The organism is Taklimakanibacter deserti, from assembly GCA_003574785.1.
The window spans coordinates 138,693-159,238 of sequence record QORU01000009.1; the positions used below are offsets into that span (position 1 = coordinate 138,693).

Consider the following 20,546-nt stretch of genomic DNA (forward strand, 5'->3'; position numbering starts at 1 on the left):
TTCAACTTCCTCCCGCCCGGCGCGAATGGGTGACCGGTATTTTCAATCTTTCCGCGATACGCACGAGATCGGCCAGCGACGCCGCCGCCATCTTCTGCATGACGTTCCGTCTATGGATTTCCAGCGTGACCTCGCTGATTCCCAATTCAGCGGCGGCCTGCTTGTTGAGAAGACCGCTCACCACCAGCGGCAGCACCTCGCGCTCGCGCGGTGTCAGCTCAAGATAACGTTCCCGCAGCACACGAAGGTCGGCGCGTTCCGACCTCATTTCCCGATCCTGGGCGATCGCCGCGTGGATCGCGGCCATGAGGTCCGCGTCACTGAAAGGCTTGGTCAGGAAATCCACGGCGCCATGCTTGATCGCCCGCACCGAGGAGGGGATATCGCCATGTCCGGTAATGAAGACGATGGGCGGATGATCGCCCGCGGCGATCTGCCTCTGCAGGTCGAGGCCGTTGATATCCGGCAATTCGACATCGAGGATAAGGCAGGCGGGAAGGTCGGGCTTGTCCGCGCCGACATAGTCGCCGGCCGATCCGAAGGCCATGGCGCGCATGCCGTGCGAGGCCAACAGCTCACCGAGCGCTTCCCGGACACGCAGATCATCATCGACAATGTAGACAATGTGGTTGTTGGTCGTCATGACGCCGTTTTCATCTCAACCGGCAGTGTAAAAAGGAACGTCGCTCCCTGCGGTTCGTTCCTCTCCGCCCACAAGCGTCCGCCATGCGACTCGACGATCGAGCGGCAGATGGCGAGGCCCATGCCCATGCCGTTCTCCTTTGTCGTGAAGAAGGGCTCGAAGACGCGTTCGACGTCCATGAACCCTGGTCCGGTGTCGCGAATATCGACGCGGATCGCGTCGGGCCCCTCGCGGCGTGAGCGTATGCGGAGCACCCGCGCGCCGTCGGCCACGTTATCCATCGCCTCGATCCCGTTGCGGATCAGGTTAACGATCACCTGCTGCACCTGGACGCGGTCGAGCGCAACCGGCGGCAGGTCGGGTGACAGATCCGTCTTCATGCGGATGTCCTTGGCCGCGGTCTCGTCAGCCATCAGCCGGGCGACTTCGCCGATCAGCTGGTTGACGTCCTCAGGCGACCTGGCCTGCTGCGTGCGACGGAAGAGAGCGCGGATGCGGTTGACGACATCCGCTGCCGAGTTGGCGTCACGGGTGATGCGCTCGGCGGTGATCTTCGCGCGCCCGACATTCGGCGGCTCGGCGGACAGCCAGCGGTGGCAGGCGTGGGAATTGGCGACGATCGCGGCCAGCGGCTGGTTCACCTCATGTGCGATCGAAGCAGAAAGCTCGGCCAGGCTTGCGGCTCGAGTCGCCTGCGCGACCTGCTCGGATGCGCGCCGCAGCGCCTCCTGCGCCTGCACCTCATCGTCGATGTCGATGGAGGCGCCGTACCATTGCGCAATCGCTCCGTCCTCATCATGCCGAGGCTCGACCCGGCACTCCGCCCACCGATATTCGCCGTCCTTCTCACGCCAGCGAAACCGCATCACGGCGCCGTGGCCGGTTGTGAAGCAATTCCGCAAGGCGCTCATCACGCCCGAAGCTTCTTCGGGGTGAATCAGCTCTTCCACGAATTTCTCGACTCGCGGCTCTTCAAGCGTGTCGAAATTCGGGAGCACGGAGCGGAGATAGTCCTGGTACCGCTTGTTGAAGTAGATCGGCCCGCCCTTGGGGTTCATGCTCCAGATGCGGACCGGTACTGCGTCGATTGTCTGCTGAAGCCGCCTTTCGTTCTGCCGAAGCGCCTCTTCGGCATGTATCTGATCGTCTATGTCGTGACAGAGGCCGAACCACTGGACTATCTGCCCGTTCTGATCCCGCAACGGCTCGGCGCGGCCCGACATCCAGCGATAAACGCCATCCCAACGACGCAGTCGATACTTCATGGAAAAGCGCTCCCCGGTGCTGAGGCAGCGTCCGAAGACGTCCCACACCGCGTCCACATCATCCGGGTGGAAGATGGTGTTGAATGCCGTCTCCAATTGGGTCTTGTCGGACAGGTCCATGCCCAGATAGTCCGCCATGTGCTTGTTGGCGAGCGTCGTCACGCCGTCAGGCGTCAGGCGCCAGAGGTTGCTCGGGACCATGTCCACGAGCATCGACAGCTCACGTTCGCGCTCGCACAGCGTCTCCTCGGCCTGCATCTGATCGTCGATGTCGTGACAGAGGCCGTACCACTGGACGATGTGTCCGTCCTGATCCCGCATCGGTTCAGCGCTGCTCGACATCCAGCGATAGATACCGTCGGCGCGGCGCAGGCGATATCTCAGGGAAAAGCGTTCGCCGGTGGCGAGGCTGTGGTTGAGGGCGTCTCTGAACTTCGCCGCATCGTCGGGATGAATGACGGTCGTTATGACCGCTTCCAGCCGGCTGATACCCGGCTTTTCCGTATCCGCCACGTCAAGGCCGAGGAAATCGACCATGCGCTTGTTGAAAAAGGTCGGCTCGCCGTCGGGAGTCAGTCGCCAGAGGTGGCTCGGAACCATGTCCACGAGCTGTGAGAGCTCCCGCTCCCGCTCGCGCAAGACCGCTTGCGCGGTCACCTGGTCGTTGATGTCGACGCTCACGCCATACCATTCAACTATGGCGCCAGAGTCATCACGCAGCGGCTCGGCGCGAGTCTCGGTCCAGCGGTGAGAACCGTCGCGGCGAAGCTGGCGATATCTCATGACATAGGGCGTACCCGTCTTGAACGAGTGGGCGAAGGTTTGGGCCGCCTCGGCCCTGTCGAGCGGATGGATGACGCTGAGCGACGGCGACCCGTCAGGCGCGGTAATATCTTCGAGCGTGGCGCCGGTTACGTCGGTGAACCGCTTGTTGACATAAGTCGGCTTTCCCTCGTGGGTCGTACTCCAGATCAGGGCCGGGACCGTGTCGATCAGCTGCTGCAGCCACCGCTCGTTCTGTCGCAAGGTGAGCACCGCCTGATGGTGCTGCCGGGATATGGCAGCCACGACGAGCGCCGAGAAGGCCGAGATGGCCAGAAACAGCTGCAGCATGATCTGCCTGTGCCTCTGGGACTCGGGATCGCCGGCAAATTGGCTGGCGTCGGATACTGTGAACACCGCCGTGATCAGAGCCAGGACAGTCAAGGACACAGCGGCGCCTTTGAACTCGAAGCGCACCGCGGCCCAAAGCAGGGGCGGCATGATGATATAGGCGAAGGGCAGGTAGCCACTCAGGGAAAGGGCGGCGACGCCAAGAAAGATCAGCCCCAGGATGCAAGCTTCCACCCAACGCGCGGGCGAGAGCCGGGTTTCACCGCGCCAGTTCTGGAACACAACCAGCGCCAGTGGCGCCACGATCAGGACCCCGGTTGCGTCTCCGATCCACCATAGGGGCCACGCGCCTGTGAAGGTCTGCGATTGCATGCCGAACCACGCCAGGGTCGCACTTCCGATCGTGGCACTCACGATGGGCGCGATTCCTGCGGCCAGCACGACGAAGGCGAGAACTTCCTGCAAGGTCTCCAGGCGAACCGGCTGCCTGCACGTCCGGTTCACGAGCCATGCTCCGGTCGCCGCCTCGAGCGCGTTGCCGACATAGATCAGGAAGGCGGCAGGCAGCGGACTGTGGAACCACACGAAATTGCTGAAAAGCTCGGCCAGACAGCCCGCCAGTATCCACCACGGCCAGCTCGCCCGGGGCGCGATCACGAGTGTTGCAATGAAAAGCCCGGCCGGCGGCCAGATGGAAATACCCGTACCCGGCACGATGGCGAGCAACTGAGCAAATCCGCAGCCCAGGACATAGGCCACGAAAAAAAGCCCCAGGTGCAAGAACCGGGGGCGGTGCGACCAGACGTACATCATCGGCTGCTCCTGCCTGACAAGGAAAGCATGGGGGTCGTCAGGACTCCGTCTAGCACGTATTCTCGATATCGGGGCTGGAGATGTCACGCCCCACCCTACGCCGGCCATGGGCAGCCGTATCTCATGGAAATCCATGTATTGCGCGTAGGTGGCCATTCCTCCTCATGCAGGGTCGGAGCTGCCTGAATCGGACAGGCCGCCCTGAGAGGCGGGCAGCCGCAACGTGACGATCGTGCCGACGCCGCGTTCGCTTTCGATATGAAAGCGTCCTCCCGCCTCCTGGACGAAACGCATGACCATCGGCAGCCCAAGGCCGCCCAATCCCATTGTCTTGGTCGTGAAATAGGGATCGACGGCACGGCGCATCGTATCGCGGGTCATGCCGAGGCCGGTGTCGGCTACAAGCAGCTCGAGTTCGGTCGCGACCGGTCCGTCGTAAACCGCGGCCGCGCGCACCGAGACGACGCCACCGTCCGGCATGGCATCGCGCGCATTGAACAGCAGGTTCATGAGAGCGCTCTGCAGGTTCAGGCGATTGCATGTCACGACGGGCAGATCCGGACTCGTCTGGAAATCGAAACGGATGTCGGAGGTCCACGTCGTCCTGACGAGCGCCTCGATCTCCGTCAGGCAGGCGCCGATGCCGACAGTTTTCCCGGCGCCAGGCTCGGCACTAATGCTCGTTTCTGCGCGCGGCATTGAATCCTCCCATATCCGACAGTTGGATCAACCCATGGTCTCGATTTGGAACCGTTGCCGCCATCGTGCAGGCGAATGATTTCGCAACCCGATCGATGGTGAGATCTGGACCTCGGCACAGGTGGTGGGAGGCGAGGTGGACCGGACAGGTAGGACGCTCGACTGCCGCTTCGTTGGCTGCAGGGTGAAACCGGAAAAACCACCTGCATCCGTCATCCCTGTCATGTCCGGTTGACCCGGCCCACGCCCGCGAAATTCTCACGAGAGCGCAACGCTCGCCCAGCCGCGCGCTGGAATAGGAATCATCAAATCCGGGCATAGTGCGTGCAGCGTGCTGGTATATGAAAAACGCAACCATGGTGCATCAGTTCCGAAGCGTCGCGGCAGTGCAAACTCGTTTCAACGGCGGTTATTCTTGGCTTGAAATTTCGGCGAGTCCACAGGCGAGCAAAGACATGTCCATTCACGGAAGCGATTTGTTCGACCTTGACGCCATCGTCCTGTCACCGATCTGCGATCTGGGCGACGGGCTCCATTCAAGACGCGCATTGCCGTCGTCTCAACGGCGCATGATCGGCCCTTTCGTGTTCCTGGATCACCTGGGTCCCCGGGTATTCGCGGCCGGCCATGGCTTCGACATGCAGCCGCATCCCCATATCGGTCTTGCCGCCGTGACCCATCTGATCGACGGCGAGATCATCCATCGCGACAGTCTCGGCGCCGTGCAGGCCATCCGTCCGGGTGAGGTCAACTGGATGACGGCGGGGTCGGGTGTCGTTCATTCCGAGCGCGCCTCGCCGCGGAGCCGAGCGTCGGGCGGCGATCTCTTAGGCCTTCAGGCCTGGGTCGCGCTGCCTGCCCGGCACGAAGAGGTCGAGCCCGATTTCGCGCATTATGGCGCCACGGAAGTGCCAAGGATCTGCGCCGAGGGGGTCGAGTTCACCTTGATCGCCGGCCGGTCCGACGGCTTGGTCTCGCCGGTGAGAACTTTTTGCGACATGGTCTTTGCCCAGATCGTGCTGACGAGTGGCGCTCGCTATCAGGTCAGGCCGGACCATGTTGAGCGCGCGATCTATGTCGTCTCCGGCGAAGTTGAAGTTTCGGGACAGGCCCGGACCTTCCGCGAGGCTGATCTGATCGTCATCAAGCCTGGCGCCGAGATCGTGCTCAAGGCGCCGGCCTTCCATTCGACACGACTGATGTTGATGGGAGGCGAGCCCTTTGCCGAGCCGCGGCATGTCTATTGGAATTTCGTGTCCTCATCGCGGGAGAGGATCGAGCAGGCGAAGGCCGATTGGCGCGAAAGACGATTCCCGAACGTGCCGGGAGAGCAGGATTTCATCCCTCTGCCGAATGATCGAGCGGCCTGAGCGCAGTGACGGTGTCCTCATCGAGCAAGCTGTCGAACCAGGCATAGAATATGGTCTCGAACAGGAACTCGTCGCTCGCTTCGGAAAAGAGAGTGAGCGACGCCTGCAGGTGCTTTGCGCCTGCGTCACCGAAGACCGCGCGGGCGCTCATGTCGGGAAGTCCTTGCAGCGCGCCAGTGCATTCGCGATAGCGGCCACCCAATAGCGGATGGGAGAGATAGGCGCTGGCTTCGTCGAGCGATGCGATGGCGTAGGGCTCGGCCCCGGGCTCGCTGTATCGGCTCGCCAATTTCGGAAAGATGAAGTCCATATGATAAGGACGCATCGTTCCGCGCCGCAAATCCAGGATCGCATTCTCGTAGATCGCCTCCTGCGCCCGAACGAACCGGTCCAGATCGTATTCGTCGCTCATTTGAATATGATCCATGTCATCCCTCCACGACATCGGCGTATTCGCGATGCTTGGCGAAATACCGCACCATGAAGGGGCATTTCAGGATGGCCTTGCGGCCGCTTTTGCGAAGCAGCTCGAATGTCCCGGCTGCCAGTTGCGATCCGATGCCTTGCCCGGAAAATTCCGTCGGCACTTCGGTGTGAATCAGAACGACGCGCCCGTCCTCGATACGGTAATAGGCAGCAGCTAACACGCCGTCGCCCAGCGGCAATTCAAAACGATGCTGTTGCGGGTTTTCTCTTACGTCGGACATGAGCGACCTCGATCTTGCCTTGGCGGGTGACGCCGGCAGCAGGATAATCGTCGAGCTTGCCCTATGTCGAGAATAGGACTGCCCATACGATGGGGCAGGTCGGCCAGGCAAGATGCTTGCGTCTTGCGGCAACTCGCGGGCAAGATCGTGTCGTCGGGAATATTGAGGGCGGCGGACTTATGGATCTGGCTCAGGCGAAGAAAGCGTCGGAATTGTTGCTCCGGCATTGGCAGGACGGCACGACGCTCGATTCATTGCCTCTCCCGTTGCGGCCCGAAACGCGCGCCCAAGCCTATCTGATCCAGTCGCAAATGGAGAGACTGAGTCCCAGGCCGCTTGCGGGGTGGAAAATCGCCGCCACGAGCCTTGCCGGCCAGCGGCATATAGCGGTCGATGGCCCGCTCGCCGGGCGGCTCCTGGCGGAAATGGTCTATCCCGACGGCGCCACCGTGATATTCGGCGCGAATCACATGCGTGTCGCCGAAGCCGAATTCGCCTTCCGGATGTCGCGCGACCTGCCGCCCCGTGGCGAGCCTTATACCCAGGATGACGTGCTTGCGGCGGTGGCGGCGCTGCATCTTGCGATCGAAATTCCCGATTCACGCTATACGGACTTCACGCTCGTGGGTGCTGCGCAGCTGATCGCCGATAATGCCTGCGGGCATCAATTCGTGCTCGGACCGGAGGCGCCGGGCTCATGGCGCGGCCTCGACCTCGCGGCACACCTGGTCACCGGTCGCGTCGGTGAGCGGCTTCTACGCGAGGGCGTCGGCGGGAATGTCCTGGGCGATCCCCGCATCGCTTTGACCTGGCTCGCCAACGAGCTTTCACAGCACGGCATGACACTCGCCAAGGGCCAGATCGTGACCACCGGAACATGTCTCGTGCCGCTCGAAATCACCGCCGGCGACAAGGTTTCCGTGGACTATGGCGCTCTTGGCGAAATGACCATGCAGCTCGCCTAGCGCCAATCCTCATAGAGCGGGCGCAGGAAGGGCAAGGGAAAGCGCGAGAGCCGCCGGGTCAAAACCGTGGGAAGATCGGCGCGTTCGGGCTTACGCGCGATGAGATCGGCGAGCCGTGCCCGAATAGTTCGCCATGGAGCTAAACTGCCGCCCGATCTTCGGCGTTGCGCTCAATTGCGGAAAAGGACAATTTCGAGACCTGTGGTAGGGTTGCTGAGGTTGAACTTTCGGGTCGTAGTGGCGGCCGTCGTCCAGGTTCGCTTGATATCAAGTTGGACGACTGTTTCAGCCAAGACCTTGATGACTTTCTCAAAGTCCACATTCGCACCGAATTTCCGATTTGCAAGGAGGCCAAGGGCTGTTTGTGTTGTCTGATTCTCCTCGACAACAAGCTCCTCCTTCTCCGCCAGCATTGCAACCTTGAGGACAACCGATGTGGTGTCCTTCGTGATCTGGAAGAATCCAGTACCCGCAAATTGCGATGTGTAAATGTCGAAAGGATCAGCGAACTGACAATTAGTAATAAACACGGCAAAGTTCTGATCATCCGGTGCAACAGGCAGGTTGACCAGATAACTGTGTGAACCGCCGGAATAGACCGTGTCAATCCTCTCCGCGATCAAGCGCTTGGAGCCGCAATCGATTTTGAGGTCGCAAATGCAGTCATGTGGTTTGCCAAAATTGGTTAGGAACATCAAAGTCACGGGAATGTTCCTCTGTTTCGGCTGCGTGGGCGTGGGTGTGGGAGTCGGCCTTCTGACATGTTCCTTGGCAAACTCTATGGCATCAAATCCCGTCAATCCCAGATCCTTGACGAAGTTTTTGATGTCCGGCACGAGGCTGAAGCCATCGACATTATAGTCTTTGAGCGAGGCGCCGGCAGCAGACTTTTCGCCCTCTCCGGGCTTGGGCGTCGGCTTGGTCGGACTGTCATCGCCGCTCTTGCCGGTGGTCGCCTTCGATCCGGACCCGCCGATCTCTGGTGGTTTCGCGCTCTTGATCAATTCGCCCATGACCTGCGCAACTTCCGCACGCGCCGACATATCACGGAAGATATCAGGCTTGCCCAGCAGCTCGAACGCCTTGGCGAGTGCCGCGCCCGGAGCCGGCAGCTCTGGCAGGCCCTGAATTCCCAGCTGACTTGGCGCCATCTGGTCCGGCGTAAGATTTGGAATCTCACCGATATGCCCGGGTTTGAGGGTATCGATATTCGGGAGGAGCGATACAGGAAGCTCGTCCACACTCCAGTATCGCGTGATGTCGCGCTTCTCCGCGGCGTTGCAGTGGCCGAGATGCGCTTCGGCGAAGATGCCAGGTGTGGGCAATGTGACTATGCTTTCGAGCTCCTGGGTGTCCTCCGGATCGTCCGCCAGCATCTTGGCCGCGTCGACCGGCAGCGCGCCGGAATAACGAAAGGCCAGATGATTGCCCGACATCGCAAAGGGCAGCTCCGACATGCCGCCGAGCAGCTCCTCATAGGCCGACGCCAGCCGCAAACGGCGCTCGCGCGCATCCATGTTCAACCAGACTTGCGCGCTGTAATAATATTGATTGGCGTTCAAATGATTGACCAGCAAGTCGGTCAACTGCTGGCTGCTGGGCGGAGGAGTGGTTTTCTGAGACACAGTGGTCGGCCCGCCGGTGGGCGGCGGAATCGTGCCGGTCTGAGGTGGTGACGCGGGAGTTGCCGCATCAAGCGCATTGAGATTGATGAGCGGAATACCCCTGTTGTTCTGGAGCGTGCGGCGCCCATCACTGCCATAGCCAAACAGTTCGCCCGCGCTTCCCGGGTATTGATAGCGCGCCATCGTGAAGGGCCCGTTCTGCAGCATGGGCGATATGGTTGCGTCCTGCAGATTCCAGCCATCGAGATCGTTTATACCGGTCCAATAGACGACATAGGACGCGACCTTTCTCAGATCGATCGGGGAGATATCCGCTATATAGGTGGCGAAACAGAAGCCCTTGGTATTGGGGTCATCATAGCTGACCGTCCATTTGTAGTTGTTCTGGCCATGAACAGCCAAAGCGGGCACATTGCCGAGGCTAAGAGCGTCCCGTCTGGCGACGTTGAAGATATAACCGAAATTCTCGTATACGACCGGCATGGTATCGAGGCGCGCGATCTCGATTTCGGTGCCATCCGACATCCGGGCGACGACCCTGACCGCGCCGGCGGTGTCGGCCGGAGCATTGTAGCTCTGTCCGTTGGGTGTCGAGCGCCAGCCTGTCTTGAAGGTCACGGTGAAGCGCGTCGCCATGACGGGAGAGGTCCCGGCCGTCGGGCCGGTTGCCGTGGGCGGGCCTCCGAAAGGAGGCGGCGGCGGCACGACCGGATCCGCAATGCCAGCCGCGAGCCGCTCGATCGCGTCAAATCCAGAGGAATACTTCCGATCCAGCAAGACGGGCTCGATCTGTGCCCGGAAGCGCATGGCGAGCTCCTTCGTGAAAGTCAACATCGCCACGGGAACGAGAACGGCATGGTCGGAGCGGCGGAAGGCTGTCCTGACAGCGATGTGCCGCAGGACCTCGTAGTAAAGGATCGTCAGGGAGTGGCCGCGATTCATGTTCGCGACGATCCGTGTCGACAGATAGTTGCTTTCCGATTGAGTGGCCTGAACGATCACCGAGCTGTTCTGGGTGCGTGCGAGATTCGACCGCTGGACCGTTCCCACATGGATATTCTGATGGGCCTCGCCCTTGAGATCTCTATTCCCCTTGGTGTTCGAAGTGCCGTAGCCGATGGCCGGCCTCACGGCGCCCGAAACGCCGGATTGCGGGACCTGAAAGTCAATGGCGGCAGCGAGCCCGGCCATGAAAGTCTCGCCCGATGTTTTCTCGCGGACGCGTCCCTTCACGATGTCGTCGATATCACGATCGACGGACTGCTCGTGCCGCAACTCGTCGTTCGACGCGTTGTCTCCGAGCCGTGACGCGGCGTCCTGCCGCTTCCAATCGATGATCGCGACTTTCACCGCTTCGCCGGGCGCAAGCGGCAGGCTGTATTTCACCTCGCCGAGCGAATGGCCCAGGGACGTCCAGGTCTGGTCGAACTCGAGTATCTTGCCCCAGCGCACGTCCCGATCGCTTGCCGGGTTGCCGTCGACCGACGGCAGGGCCTGCGTTTTGTGCGGTAATTTATCTTTCAGGGCGGCCTTGGCCGGCTTCAATTCGCCCGCTTCCGGATGATGGACCACGACGTGGTAGATCGGGTACTGGCGCAAAGGGAGCGTTGCGGGATTCAAATGCTCACAGCCGTCAGCCCCGACAATGATGTCGCGGCGCGACACAAACGATTGCGGCGAATATTGATAGTCGAGCACATCGGGATCGGCGACGTGGCCCTGAGGCCCGCAAACCGTATCCGCGCCGCCTCTCAGCTCGTAGGCGGCTCCGCGGGCGTCAATCGCGTCCTCGACGATCTGCACGCGCGTGGCGACGTCGGTGGACGCCGCATACTGGCTCGATTGGATGATTTTTCCGATAATCTTCAGGAAAGTGCCGTCAAATACCGAATGGCGCGCGGCGGGCTCACCGTCAATGTCGAGATAGAGATCTATGCGGTCGGAATACGCCGCCGCTATCGTGAGTATCTGAAAGAAATCCTTGCCGCGGCCACTTGCCTTGTCGAGATCGATCCGTCCATAGCCACAGCGATCCGTTCGCGCAGTTGCGAGGACGAGTGCGCCCTCCGTTTCCGCGATCTGCGCTATCGTCGATACAAGACCTTCCACCAGCTCCGCAATCGCGGAGCCGGAAATCGTTCGAATCGACCGCAACTGCTTCGCCTGAGCGGATACGCTACTTACGGTCCTCCCCGTTCTGTCGCTTGCAGCGGATCTCTTGCCAATGGAAACACATGCTCGCACCTGGCAGCCGCTTATTGCCGCGCCGCTTTCGGAATTCAGAGCGAAGAACCTAAGCTTCATTGCGCACTCCTCGTCATAGGATGGGCTGTGAACAGCAGCAAACGTCTACGACTCAAGGCACGTGTTGTCCCGGCAGCTGGCACACAAGCAAGAGGAGCTTGGCCGGTAGTGAGAGAACCAAAGCGCTTGTTGGAAATCTTATCGTCGCCGGTCCTCTCATTGCGCTGTTTAGTTTCAACAACGACGTGGAAGATCAGATAGATAAGCCGACGCGGAATGGGAAAAGTTGGAAAGCTCTAGATAGGCGGCTGCATCGCCGATTATTATTAGTGGCGATAATGATACCACGTCTCACCTGCCAATACCATTGGCAAATGTGGAAAGCCAAAGGTGCAAGCGTTGATGACAAGGCCGTCACCCAGGTGAGGTATCGTGATTGCGATGCGTAGAAATTTAGCGACCATCCTGATGGTTGAACCAGAGATAGGCGCCCTTGAGATAGAGCGGGCGCAGGAAGGGTAAGGGAAAGCGTGCGAGCCGCCGGGTCAGAACCGCGGGAAGATCGGCGCGCTCGGGCTTGCCGGCAATGAGATCGGCCAGAGCCCGTCCCGAATGGCTCGCCATCGCCACGCCATTGCCGTGATAGGCGAGCGCCGTCCATACTGTCTTGCGATCATCGAGCGGGCCGACATAGGGCACGAGATCATAGGAGAGGCAGACGAAGCCGCGCCAGAAATGCGTGATCTCGGCCTTGCCGAAGACCGGGAACATCTCCTGCAGTGTCTTGATCATATGCTGCTTCATCGGTGCCGCACCCCTATCCGACGCATCGGTGCCGCCTCGGCCGCCGAACAGGAATTCGCCGCCCGGCAGAAGCCGGAAATAATGCAGGAGATTGCGCGTGTCATAGGCCATGAGGCGAGAGGTCCAGCCCTGCTCGCGCCGCTCGGCCTCGCTCAAGGGGCGAGTGACGATGATATTGGAGAGCGCCGGCATCAGCCGGCCTCTTGTGTAGGGTGAAACGTCTTCCGGCGTATAGCCATTGGTGGCGACGACGACATGGCGCGCCGAGAGCGTGCCGCCCGCGGTCGCAAGACGATGCCGGCCGCCTGCTTCCTCCCAGCGCGTGACACGCGAGCGCCCGTGGATCCTCACCCCGGCCGCGGCGGCGGCGCGCGCGAGGCCGCGCACATAGTTGAGCGGATGGATGCTGAAGCCCACATCGCCCCTGATGCCGCCATGGAAATGCGGCGCCCACAACCCCTTCGCCTTCAACTCATCGGCAGTGAGAAGCTCGAGCTTCTCGCCGAAGAGACGGGCCATGAAGTCGCGCTCTTCCTCGAGCTCGGTCCAGCGGTTCGGCAGATGTGCCAGCGAGATCTCGCCGCCCCCATGGATCCAGGCGTCGATGTCGTGCGTCCGGCAGAGCTCCGCCACAAAGGCGACGGCATTCTTCATCGCGCCATAGAAGCGGCGCGTGTCGTCGAGACCATAGGACTTGATCAGCGAGCCATAGCTGCGCTTGTGGCAGCCGATGCAGGAGAAGCCGCCATTGCGGCCGGAGGCGCCCCAGCCGGGCTCGCCCGCCTCCAGCACGCGGACATCTACCCCATAGTCGCGTCTGAGCCGCAAAGCGGCGTTGAGGCCCGTATAGCCGGCGCCGATGACGGCGACATCGCATTGGGCATCGCCCGAGAGAGGCGGGATCGCGATATCCAGGGGTTTGGCGGTCGCTTCCCAATAGCTTGCGACGGGGCGGTCGAAATGAAAGGCATCCGGATGGGTGGTATTCGGCATGTGTTCTTGTGTGTTGTTCAGGACGTGGAACTCGCCTACCACTGGCCCGGCATAAGGAGAAGTGAATAGCAATGAAAGCGCTGGTCCTGGGAGCGGGCATTGTCGGGGTGACGACCGCCTATGAGTTGAATCGCGACGGCCATGAGGTGACCGTGATCGATCGCGAGGAGCTTCCCGCCTCCTTCACCTCCTATGGCAATGCCGGGCTGTTCGCCCCCGCCCATGCCTATGCCTGGTCGTCGCCGGCCGCCCCCGGCATCCTGCTGCGCTCGCTGTGGCGCAATGACCAGGCCTTGCGCTTCCGCCCCACGCTCGATCCCAAATTCTGGAGCTGGATGTGGAAATTCTGGCGCCAATGCACGGCGGAACGCGCCGCCCTCAATACGCAGCGCAAGGCGCGGCTCTGCGCCTATTCGCTCGGCGTGTTTCACGACACGCTAGCGCGGGCGCCCATTGCCTATGACGGGCGCAAGGACGGGCTTCTCTATCTCTATCGCAGCCAAAAGGCGCTCGATGGTGCTGCGGCCAAGGCGGATACCCTGCGCAAAGAGGGCTGCGTCATCGATGTGCTCGATCGTGACGCGATCGCCGGCAAGGACGCGGCGCTCGCCGAGGTCAAGGGCAAATTCGCCGGTGCCCTCTATGCGCCCAATGACGAGAGCGGCGATTGCCGGCTGTTCGCGCGCAATATGGCGAAATGGCTCATGACACGGGGCGTCACGTTCAAATTCGGCACTCAGGTGACGGGCTTCGACGCTGATGGCGAGCGGATCACGGCGGTGGTGACCGACAAGGGCAAGGAAACGGCCGATGTGATCGTCCTCTCGCTCGGCATCTATTCGCCGCATCTGGCGCGCCAACTCGGCGCACACCTGCCGATCTATCCGGTGAAAGGCTATTCGATCACCGCACCCGTCGCCGGCCGCAATAATCCGCCGGGCATCGGCGGCATCGATGAAGAAAATCTCGTGGCCTATGCGCCCTATGGCGACCGCGTGCGCGCGACGGCGACGGCCGAATTTTCAGGCTATGCGCGCAACCACAGTCCGGAGGATTTCCGCACCATGCTTCACGTGATGCGCGAGCTCTTCCCGCATGGCGCCGACTGGCAGGCTTCAGAATATTGGGCAGGCCTCAGGCCGATGACGCCGGAAGGAACGCCGATCCTCGGACAAGGCCGCTACAAGAATCTCTGGTTCAATACCGGGCAAGGTCATATGGGTTGGACCATGAGTCACGGCGCGGCACGTATCACCGCCGATCTCATCTCCGGAAAAAAGCCGGAAATCTCCCTCGAAGGCATGACTTACGCGGCGTCATGAGGGAACACATTCTCGCCTCATACGTTCCCTAGGGGACTCCTCAATCAAAACAACTCGAGGGGATAGATATGAAGCGAATCCTCGCTGCTCTCTCTATGTGTGCCTTTCTATTGCCTTTTATTCTTCATTCTTCCGCGCCTGCCGGAGCGCAAACCGGCATGGCCTCCTATTACAAATCCGGCCGTCTGACGGCCAATGGCGAAAAATTCAATCCAAACGGCTTCACTGCCGCGCATCGTTTTCTCAAATTCGGCACGCTTGTCCGCGTAACCAATCTCAAGACTGGCCGCTCAATCGTCGTTCGCATCAATGATCGCGGCCCATTCATCAGGGGCCGGATCATCGATCTCGCTTATGGCGCTGCGAAGGCCGTTGGCCTTCACAATTCCGGCGTCGCCAAAGTACAGGTCGCCGTACTCAACTAAAATTCCCGCGTTCCGCCAAAGGGCGGCACAGTCTTACTCAGTCAATCATCGAACCGAAAATTGGTTTCCTCAAAAAGCGCGATGACCTGAATCCAGGCCATCACGCTTTTTTGATTTTTTACGTGATCTCATTCGCCAGCGCATGGAACATGCGCAGCGTGTCGATGCCGAGCTCGATATTGAGGAAATCCGGCCAGCTCGACAATTTCACCATCACCAGATCGCGGCTCGTATCTATGTGGATGAACTGGCCGAAGACGCCGCGGCACAGGATCACGGGGCGGGACACATCCTCGATCCAGAATTGATTGCGATAAGCGCCATTGGGCGTGGTGAGCGTATAAGGCTCGCCGAACCGCGTGTTGTCGCCAGTCTGCGTCGCCTTGATCCAGGCCGCGGGCACGATCTGGCGGCCATTGAACACACCGTCATCGAGATAGAGCGAGCCGAAGCGGGCATAGTCGCGCAAGCTGGCGTTGAGGCCGCCCTCGGCCAGCGCATAGCCGGCGCGATCGACGGTGAAACAGGCGCTTTCCGCAGCCCCCATAGGCTGCCATAGAAGCTCCGATATGAGCTGCGGCAGGCGCTTCCCGGTGGCGCGCTCCATGCAGAAGGCGAGCACATCGGTCTCGATCGAGCGATAGACGAAGCGCTCGCCATGCGGCCGCTCGCGGAAGTTAAGCGAGAGAATGAGCTCCCACACATGGCCGGGGAAGCCTTCGGCGCCGGCGGGCGCCGGCTTCCAGCCGGATGCCACATCGACCTTGCCGACATCGGAATAGGGATCGGTATATTCCTCGCTGAAGCGGACACCGGTGGTCATGTCGAGGACCTGCTGCAGCGTCGCACCCGCATAAGCGGTCTGGGCGAGCTCGGGCAGATAATGCGTGACCAGGGCACGAGGGTCGAGCACGCCAAGGGCCACAAGACAACCCGCCGCCGCACCGGTCACCGACTTCGCCATGGACTGCGAAAGGTGAAGCGTGCGCTCGGTCATGCCGTTGAAATAACGCTCCCATAGGATGCGGCCCTTATGCAGCACGATGAGGCCATCAGTGTAGCTGTCGTCGAGGAATGCCTCGACCGTGGTGGGGACACCACCCAGGCGCTCGAAGCCGATGCCGCCCAGATCCTGCGGCACTTGCGGGAAAACCGATTCAGGCCCGGTGCCGCGCCAGACTTCAGCCGTGGGAAGGATCTCGCGCACATGCTGGAACGACCAGCGATTCCAGGGCGGGCGGTCCCAATCCGCAAAAGGAACGCGCAACTGGGGAGGGCTGCCGCGCATGATTTGAGGGCGCGGCTCGGAATTCTTATAGGATGTCATGATTTCTGATGGATCCCCCGGCGGGTCGATTCCCGCCGGGGTTGGTGATGCCTTATTTCGTCAGGTCAGTCCAGATCGCCGTATAGAGCTGCTGCACCTCAGGCGGGCAGGTCATGGAGATTTCGCCGGCGGCGAGAAACTCCGCCGGGATGTTCACCTCCGGTGCGTCCTTCATGTCGGCCGGCATGAATTCATCCGAGCCCTTGATGCCATTGGCATAGCGCGCGAAAGCCGAGATCAGAGCGGCATTTTCCGGCGCCATGATGAAGTTCTGGAACAGCTTGGCATTCTCCGCATTCTTGGCGTCCTTCAGCACCGCGACATTGTCCATCCACACGATATAACCTTCCTTGGGATAGCCGTAATGGATCTTCTTGTTCTGCAGGCGCTGGCGCAGCACCGAGCCGTTCCAGTCGAGAGTCGCGGCGAAATCGCCGTTCACCATCTTCTCGATGGTCGAATATTCCATCGACATCCAGTCGGGCTTGGCGGCGACCAGCGTGTCGCGCACCTTCTTGAGAATCTCCTTGTCGCCGGTGCACAGCGTGCCGCCATTGTATTTGATCGCCGCATAGATGACGTCGTTCATTTCGGGAACGAGATTGAGCTTGCCTTTGAGCTCGGCCGGAACGTTGAAAAGGACGCCCCAGGTATTGATGTCGCCCTTATAGACATCGGTATTGACGCCGATACCGAGCGTGCCCCACTGCCAGGGCACGGTGTAGTGGCGGCCCTTGTCATAGTCGACATTCACCCAGCGGTCCTCGATATGCTTGAAATTCTCCATCTGGTCGGGGCGCGTCTCGAGCAACAGGCCCTCATTGATCCAGATCGGCACGTAATTGCCGGACGGCACCACGATGTCGAAGCCATGGCCGCCGGCCTTGATCTTGGCGAGCGCCGTGTCGTTCGAGTCATAATCGGTGACCGTAACCTTGACCTTATGGGTTTCCTCGAATTTCTTGATCAAGTCCGGATTGGTATAGTTGCCCCAATTGTAGATGTTGAGCTCGCCCTCGGCCGAGGCCGGCACGGCGAAGGCCGTCATGGCGAGAGCCATGGCGGCATATTTCAGCTTCGGTGTCATGTTTCCTCTCCCAGTTATTGTTGTCGCATTTCAAAGAGCATCCCGGCAGGCTCCTGCCGGGATGCATTCCTGCTTCTTATTTGAGCAACTCGGTCCAGATCTTGGAATAGATCTCGGTCACTTCCGGCTCGCAGAGTTTGAAGAAACGTCCCTTGTCGACGAACTCGGCCGGGATCTCGACTTCCGGCGCGCCCTTCATGTGCGCCGGCATGTATTGATCGGAGCCCTTGATGCCATTCGCGTAGTTGGCGAAAGCCGAGATCAGGGCCGCGTTCTGCGGATCCATGATGAAGTTCTGGAAGAGCTTGGCGTTCTCGACATTCTTGGCGTCTTTCAGCACCGCGACACTGTCCATGAACAAGGGATAGCCGTCCTTGGGATAGCCAAAACGCACATCCTTGTTCTGCATCCTGGAGCGCAAGGCGGCTCCGTTCCAGTAATAGGCGGCGCCATAGTCGCGGCTCGCGAATTTATCGATTATGCTGTAGTCCATCGCGATCCAGCTTTTCTTGGCATTGACCAGCGTGTCGCGAACCTTCTTGAGGAGCTCCTTGTCGGCCGTGCACCATTCGCCGCCCAGATACCAGATGGTGAGCGCCATGACGTCGTTCATCTCGGGCGCCACATCGATCTTTCCGGCAAGCTCGGGCGGCGGATCGAGAATGACTTTCGCCGTATTGATATCGCCCTTATAGAGGGACGTGTCGACGACGATGCCGGTCGAGCCCCATTGCCAGGGCACGGAATAGCGGCGACCCGGATCCCAATCGACATTCACCCAGCGGTCCTCGACATTCTTGAAGTTCTCCATCTGGTCCGGACGGGTCTCGATGAGCAATCCCTCCTTGATCCAGACCGGCATGAAATTCGCCGACGGCACGACGATGTCGAAGCCATGGCCGCCGGCGCGGATCTTGGCCAGCGCCGTGTCGTTGGAATCATAGTCGGTCACCGTGACCTTGACCTTGTAGGTCTCCTCGAATTTCTTGATCAGCTCCGGATTGGTGTAGTTGCCCCAATTGTAGATATGGAGCTCGCCCTCAGCGAGGGCGGGCACGGTCATGGCCGCCATGGCCATGCCGATCATCCCGTATTTCAGTTTTGCGATCATTTCCTATTCTCCCTGGTATTTCGACTTGTCTTGCCCTCAATGCCAAACCCGGTGCCGCCTATCGCGGCACCGAAATCAGATATCAGTCTGCGCTCATTTGATGTTACCCGTCCAGATGCACCGGCCGTCACGCAGTTCCCGAGGGAACCCGGCGCATCTTGCAAGATCGGTCAATGGCGAAGCCATGATGCCGTTCACGCCTGCCTTCGGTTGAGGAAGAAGAACAAGGTGACGATGACGATGGAAATCAGCAGGAATACGCTCGATATGGCGTTGATCTCCGGCGTCACGACTCGGCGGAGCTGGCCCAGCATATAAGTGGGCAGCGTGTCCTGGCCGCCCGACTTGACGAGCTCGGTGATGACGACATCGTCGAGCGAGATGACGAAGGCCAGCATCAGGCCGGCGATGATGCCGGGCCACATCAAGGGCAAGGTCACCCGCCGGAACGTCATCCACGGTGTCGCATAGAGGTCGGCGGCGGCGCGCTCGAGCGTCAGGTCCATATTCTCGAGCCGGGCGCGGATCGGCAAATAGGCGAAGGGAATGCAGAAGGCCGTGTGCGCGATGATGAGATAGCCGAGACCCGTATAGCCGGTCCAGATCTTGACCATGGCGAAGAAGATCAGGAGCGCAATGCCGGTGACGATCTCCGGCACCATCAAGGGCTGGTTGATGAAGCCATAGATGAAGTTGAGGCCGCGATAGGGCCTGGTGCGGGTCGTGGCGAGGCCCGCCATCGTGGCGGCGATGGTCGAGATGACGGCGGCACAGCTCGCGATGATGAAAGAGCGGGTCGAGGCCTCGACGATCTGGGCATTGTTCCAGGCCGCGACATACCAGCGCCAGGAAAAGCCCTCCCAGACCGCGATGGAAGGGCCGGCATTGAAGGAATAGACCACGAGGGTCGCGATCGGCAGATAGAGCAGGACAAAACAGAAGAGGGCGATGGTGCCGAAGCCGGTCTGCCGCTTGACCGAGAACGTGCCGCCGATTTTCGCCAGGCTTGGCTTTTTCGCATCGGCTTGCCCGAAAGCCATGGGATGGCCGGGTTTAACCCGGCCATGAACTTTCTGGGCCGATGCTCTACCCATGGCGCACGTCTCCGCGGGTCGCATAGCGGACATAGACCATAAGGGCGATCATCACGATGGCCATCAAGGTGATCGAGAGTGCCGCACCCAGGGGCCAGTTGCGGCCCTGGCCGAATTGCAGCTCTATCAGATTGCCCAGCATCATGTTCTTGCCGCCGCCCAAGACGCGCGGCGTCACATAGGCACCGAGCGAGGGAATGAAGACGAGGATCGAGCCCGCGATGATGCCGGGCTTGACCAGGGGGATGATGACCCGGCGCAGCACCTGGAAGCGGTTGGCATAGAGATCGTAGCCGGCCTCGACCAGGCGGAAATCGAGCTTCTCCATGCTGGCATAGAGCGGCAGCACCATGAGCGGCAAATAGACATAGAGCATGCCCAGCATGATGGCGACATCGGTGAACATGATCTGGATCGGGCTCGAGATGATGCCGAGCTTCAGGAGGATCGTGTTGAATATGCCCTCGTTGCGGATGACTTCCTGGACCGCGAAGGTGCGGATCAGGAGGTTGGTCCAGAAGGGGATGGTGATGAGGAAGAGCCAGATGTCGCGCGCCTTTTCCGAGCGCGTGGCGATGAAATAGGCGGTCGGAAAGCCGAAGATCAGCGCCATGATGGTGGTGAGGAGAGAGAGCTTCACCGAGCGCCAGAGGATCGAGAGATGCGCATCGGCGAAGGTCGTCGTGTCGTCGAAAATGTCCTTCTGGAACAACACCTGGAACCAGGCTTGGCCCGAGGGCTTCCACACCACGCCGCCATAATCGGCAGGCGTCAGGAAGGAATAGATCAGGACGATGACGAGTGGGCCAGTGGCGGCGAAAAGGATGATGAGGAGGGCGGGAGAGGCGAGGTACCAGCGATTGCGGACTTCGCGCCGGTCAGCGTCGGCGGCGACTTGAGCGGCGCGGGAGACGGGCGGCGGACGTTCCTGGATCATGA

Annotated in this window: 16 protein-coding genes; 4 read left to right on the forward strand and 12 right to left on the reverse strand. The window is 60.7% G+C overall.

Going from position 1 to position 20,546, the window contains the following annotated elements; all coding sequences use genetic code 11:
• Nucleotide 1: 1 nt before the first annotated feature.
• The 3 genes from DS839_RS19910 to DS839_RS19920 form a co-directional block, all read right to left on the reverse strand.
• Nucleotides 2-643 (reverse strand): response regulator transcription factor, encoded by a 642-nt coding sequence (locus DS839_RS19910; RefSeq protein ID WP_119272215.1) that lies wholly within the window; start codon nucleotides 641-643, stop codon nucleotides 2-4.
• Entirely contained in the window at nucleotides 640-3,834 is a 3,195-nt protein-coding gene (locus DS839_RS19915; protein WP_119272216.1) for a PAS domain-containing protein, read from the reverse strand. The genes DS839_RS19910 and DS839_RS19915 overlap by 4 nt, the downstream gene beginning before the upstream one ends.
• A 162-nt stretch (nucleotides 3,835-3,996) precedes the next feature.
• Nucleotides 3,997-4,533, reverse strand: coding sequence for a sensor histidine kinase (locus tag DS839_RS19920; protein WP_119272217.1), 537 nt, complete (start codon nucleotides 4,531-4,533; stop codon nucleotides 3,997-3,999).
• 455 nt (nucleotides 4,534-4,988) lie between these two features.
• Here DS839_RS19920 and DS839_RS19925 point away from each other — a divergent pair, with 455 nt between their 5' ends.
• Nucleotides 4,989-5,903 (forward strand): pirin family protein, encoded by a 915-nt coding sequence (locus DS839_RS19925; protein WP_119272218.1) that lies wholly within the window; start codon nucleotides 4,989-4,991, stop codon nucleotides 5,901-5,903.
• Here DS839_RS19925 and DS839_RS19930 read toward each other — a convergent pair.
• A complete protein-coding gene (locus tag DS839_RS19930; protein WP_368911756.1) occupies nucleotides 5,872-6,330 on the reverse strand; it encodes a DUF1810 domain-containing protein in 459 nt (152 codons plus the stop codon). The genes DS839_RS19925 and DS839_RS19930 overlap by 32 nt on opposite strands.
• Before the next feature lies 1 nt (nucleotide 6,331).
• On the reverse strand, nucleotides 6,332-6,610 hold the full coding sequence (locus DS839_RS19935; RefSeq protein ID WP_119272219.1) for a GNAT family N-acetyltransferase: 279 nt from the start codon (nucleotides 6,608-6,610) through the stop codon (nucleotides 6,332-6,334).
• 179 nt (nucleotides 6,611-6,789) lie between these two features.
• On the opposite strand from DS839_RS19935, the gene DS839_RS19940 reads away from it, so the two are divergent.
• Complete coding sequence (locus tag DS839_RS19940; protein WP_119272220.1) at nucleotides 6,790-7,575, forward strand: 2-keto-4-pentenoate hydratase; 786 nt, start codon at nucleotides 6,790-6,792, stop codon at nucleotides 7,573-7,575.
• A 170-nt stretch (nucleotides 7,576-7,745) separates the two neighbouring features.
• On the opposite strand, the gene DS839_RS19945 is transcribed toward DS839_RS19940, so the two are convergent.
• Entirely contained in the window at nucleotides 7,746-11,504 is a 3,759-nt protein-coding gene (locus DS839_RS19945) for a hypothetical protein (protein WP_162918680.1), read from the reverse strand.
• 393 nt (nucleotides 11,505-11,897) lie between these two features.
• Nucleotides 11,898-13,241: an NAD(P)/FAD-dependent oxidoreductase gene (locus DS839_RS19950; RefSeq protein ID WP_119272222.1), complete on the reverse strand. Its 1,344-nt coding sequence runs from the start codon at nucleotides 13,239-13,241 to the stop codon at nucleotides 11,898-11,900.
• A 71-nt stretch (nucleotides 13,242-13,312) separates the two neighbouring features.
• Here DS839_RS19950 and DS839_RS19955 point away from each other — a divergent pair, with 71 nt between their 5' ends.
• The gene (locus tag DS839_RS19955) at nucleotides 13,313-14,563 is read left to right on the forward strand and encodes a D-amino acid dehydrogenase (protein ID WP_119272223.1); all 1,251 of its coding nucleotides are present in this window, start codon (nucleotides 13,313-13,315) and stop codon (nucleotides 14,561-14,563) included.
• A 68-nt stretch (nucleotides 14,564-14,631) separates the two neighbouring features.
• A complete protein-coding gene (locus DS839_RS19960; RefSeq protein ID WP_119272224.1) occupies nucleotides 14,632-14,988 on the forward strand; it encodes a septal ring lytic transglycosylase RlpA family protein in 357 nt (118 codons plus the stop codon).
• A 118-nt stretch (nucleotides 14,989-15,106) separates the two neighbouring features.
• Here DS839_RS19960 and DS839_RS19965 read toward each other — a convergent pair whose 3' ends face one another.
• The 5 genes from DS839_RS19965 to DS839_RS19985 form a co-directional block, all read right to left on the reverse strand.
• Nucleotides 15,107-16,315, reverse strand: coding sequence for a serine hydrolase domain-containing protein (locus DS839_RS19965; protein WP_119272225.1), 1,209 nt, complete (start codon nucleotides 16,313-16,315; stop codon nucleotides 15,107-15,109).
• A gap of 52 nt (nucleotides 16,316-16,367) precedes the next feature.
• The gene (locus DS839_RS19970) at nucleotides 16,368-17,402 is read right to left on the reverse strand and encodes an ABC transporter substrate-binding protein (protein WP_119272226.1); all 1,035 of its coding nucleotides are present in this window, start codon (nucleotides 17,400-17,402) and stop codon (nucleotides 16,368-16,370) included.
• A gap of 76 nt (nucleotides 17,403-17,478) precedes the next feature.
• Nucleotides 17,479-18,513 (reverse strand): ABC transporter substrate-binding protein, encoded by a 1,035-nt coding sequence (locus DS839_RS19975; protein ID WP_119272227.1) that lies wholly within the window; start codon nucleotides 18,511-18,513, stop codon nucleotides 17,479-17,481.
• Nucleotides 18,514-18,707: 194 nt separating this feature from the next.
• Complete coding sequence (locus DS839_RS19980; protein WP_438816540.1) at nucleotides 18,708-19,553, reverse strand: ABC transporter permease; 846 nt, start codon at nucleotides 19,551-19,553, stop codon at nucleotides 18,708-18,710.
• A gap of 46 nt (nucleotides 19,554-19,599) precedes the next feature.
• Nucleotides 19,600-20,544 (reverse strand): ABC transporter permease, encoded by a 945-nt coding sequence (locus DS839_RS19985; RefSeq protein ID WP_119272228.1) that lies wholly within the window; start codon nucleotides 20,542-20,544, stop codon nucleotides 19,600-19,602.
• Between the last annotated feature and the right edge of the window lie 2 nt (nucleotides 20,545-20,546).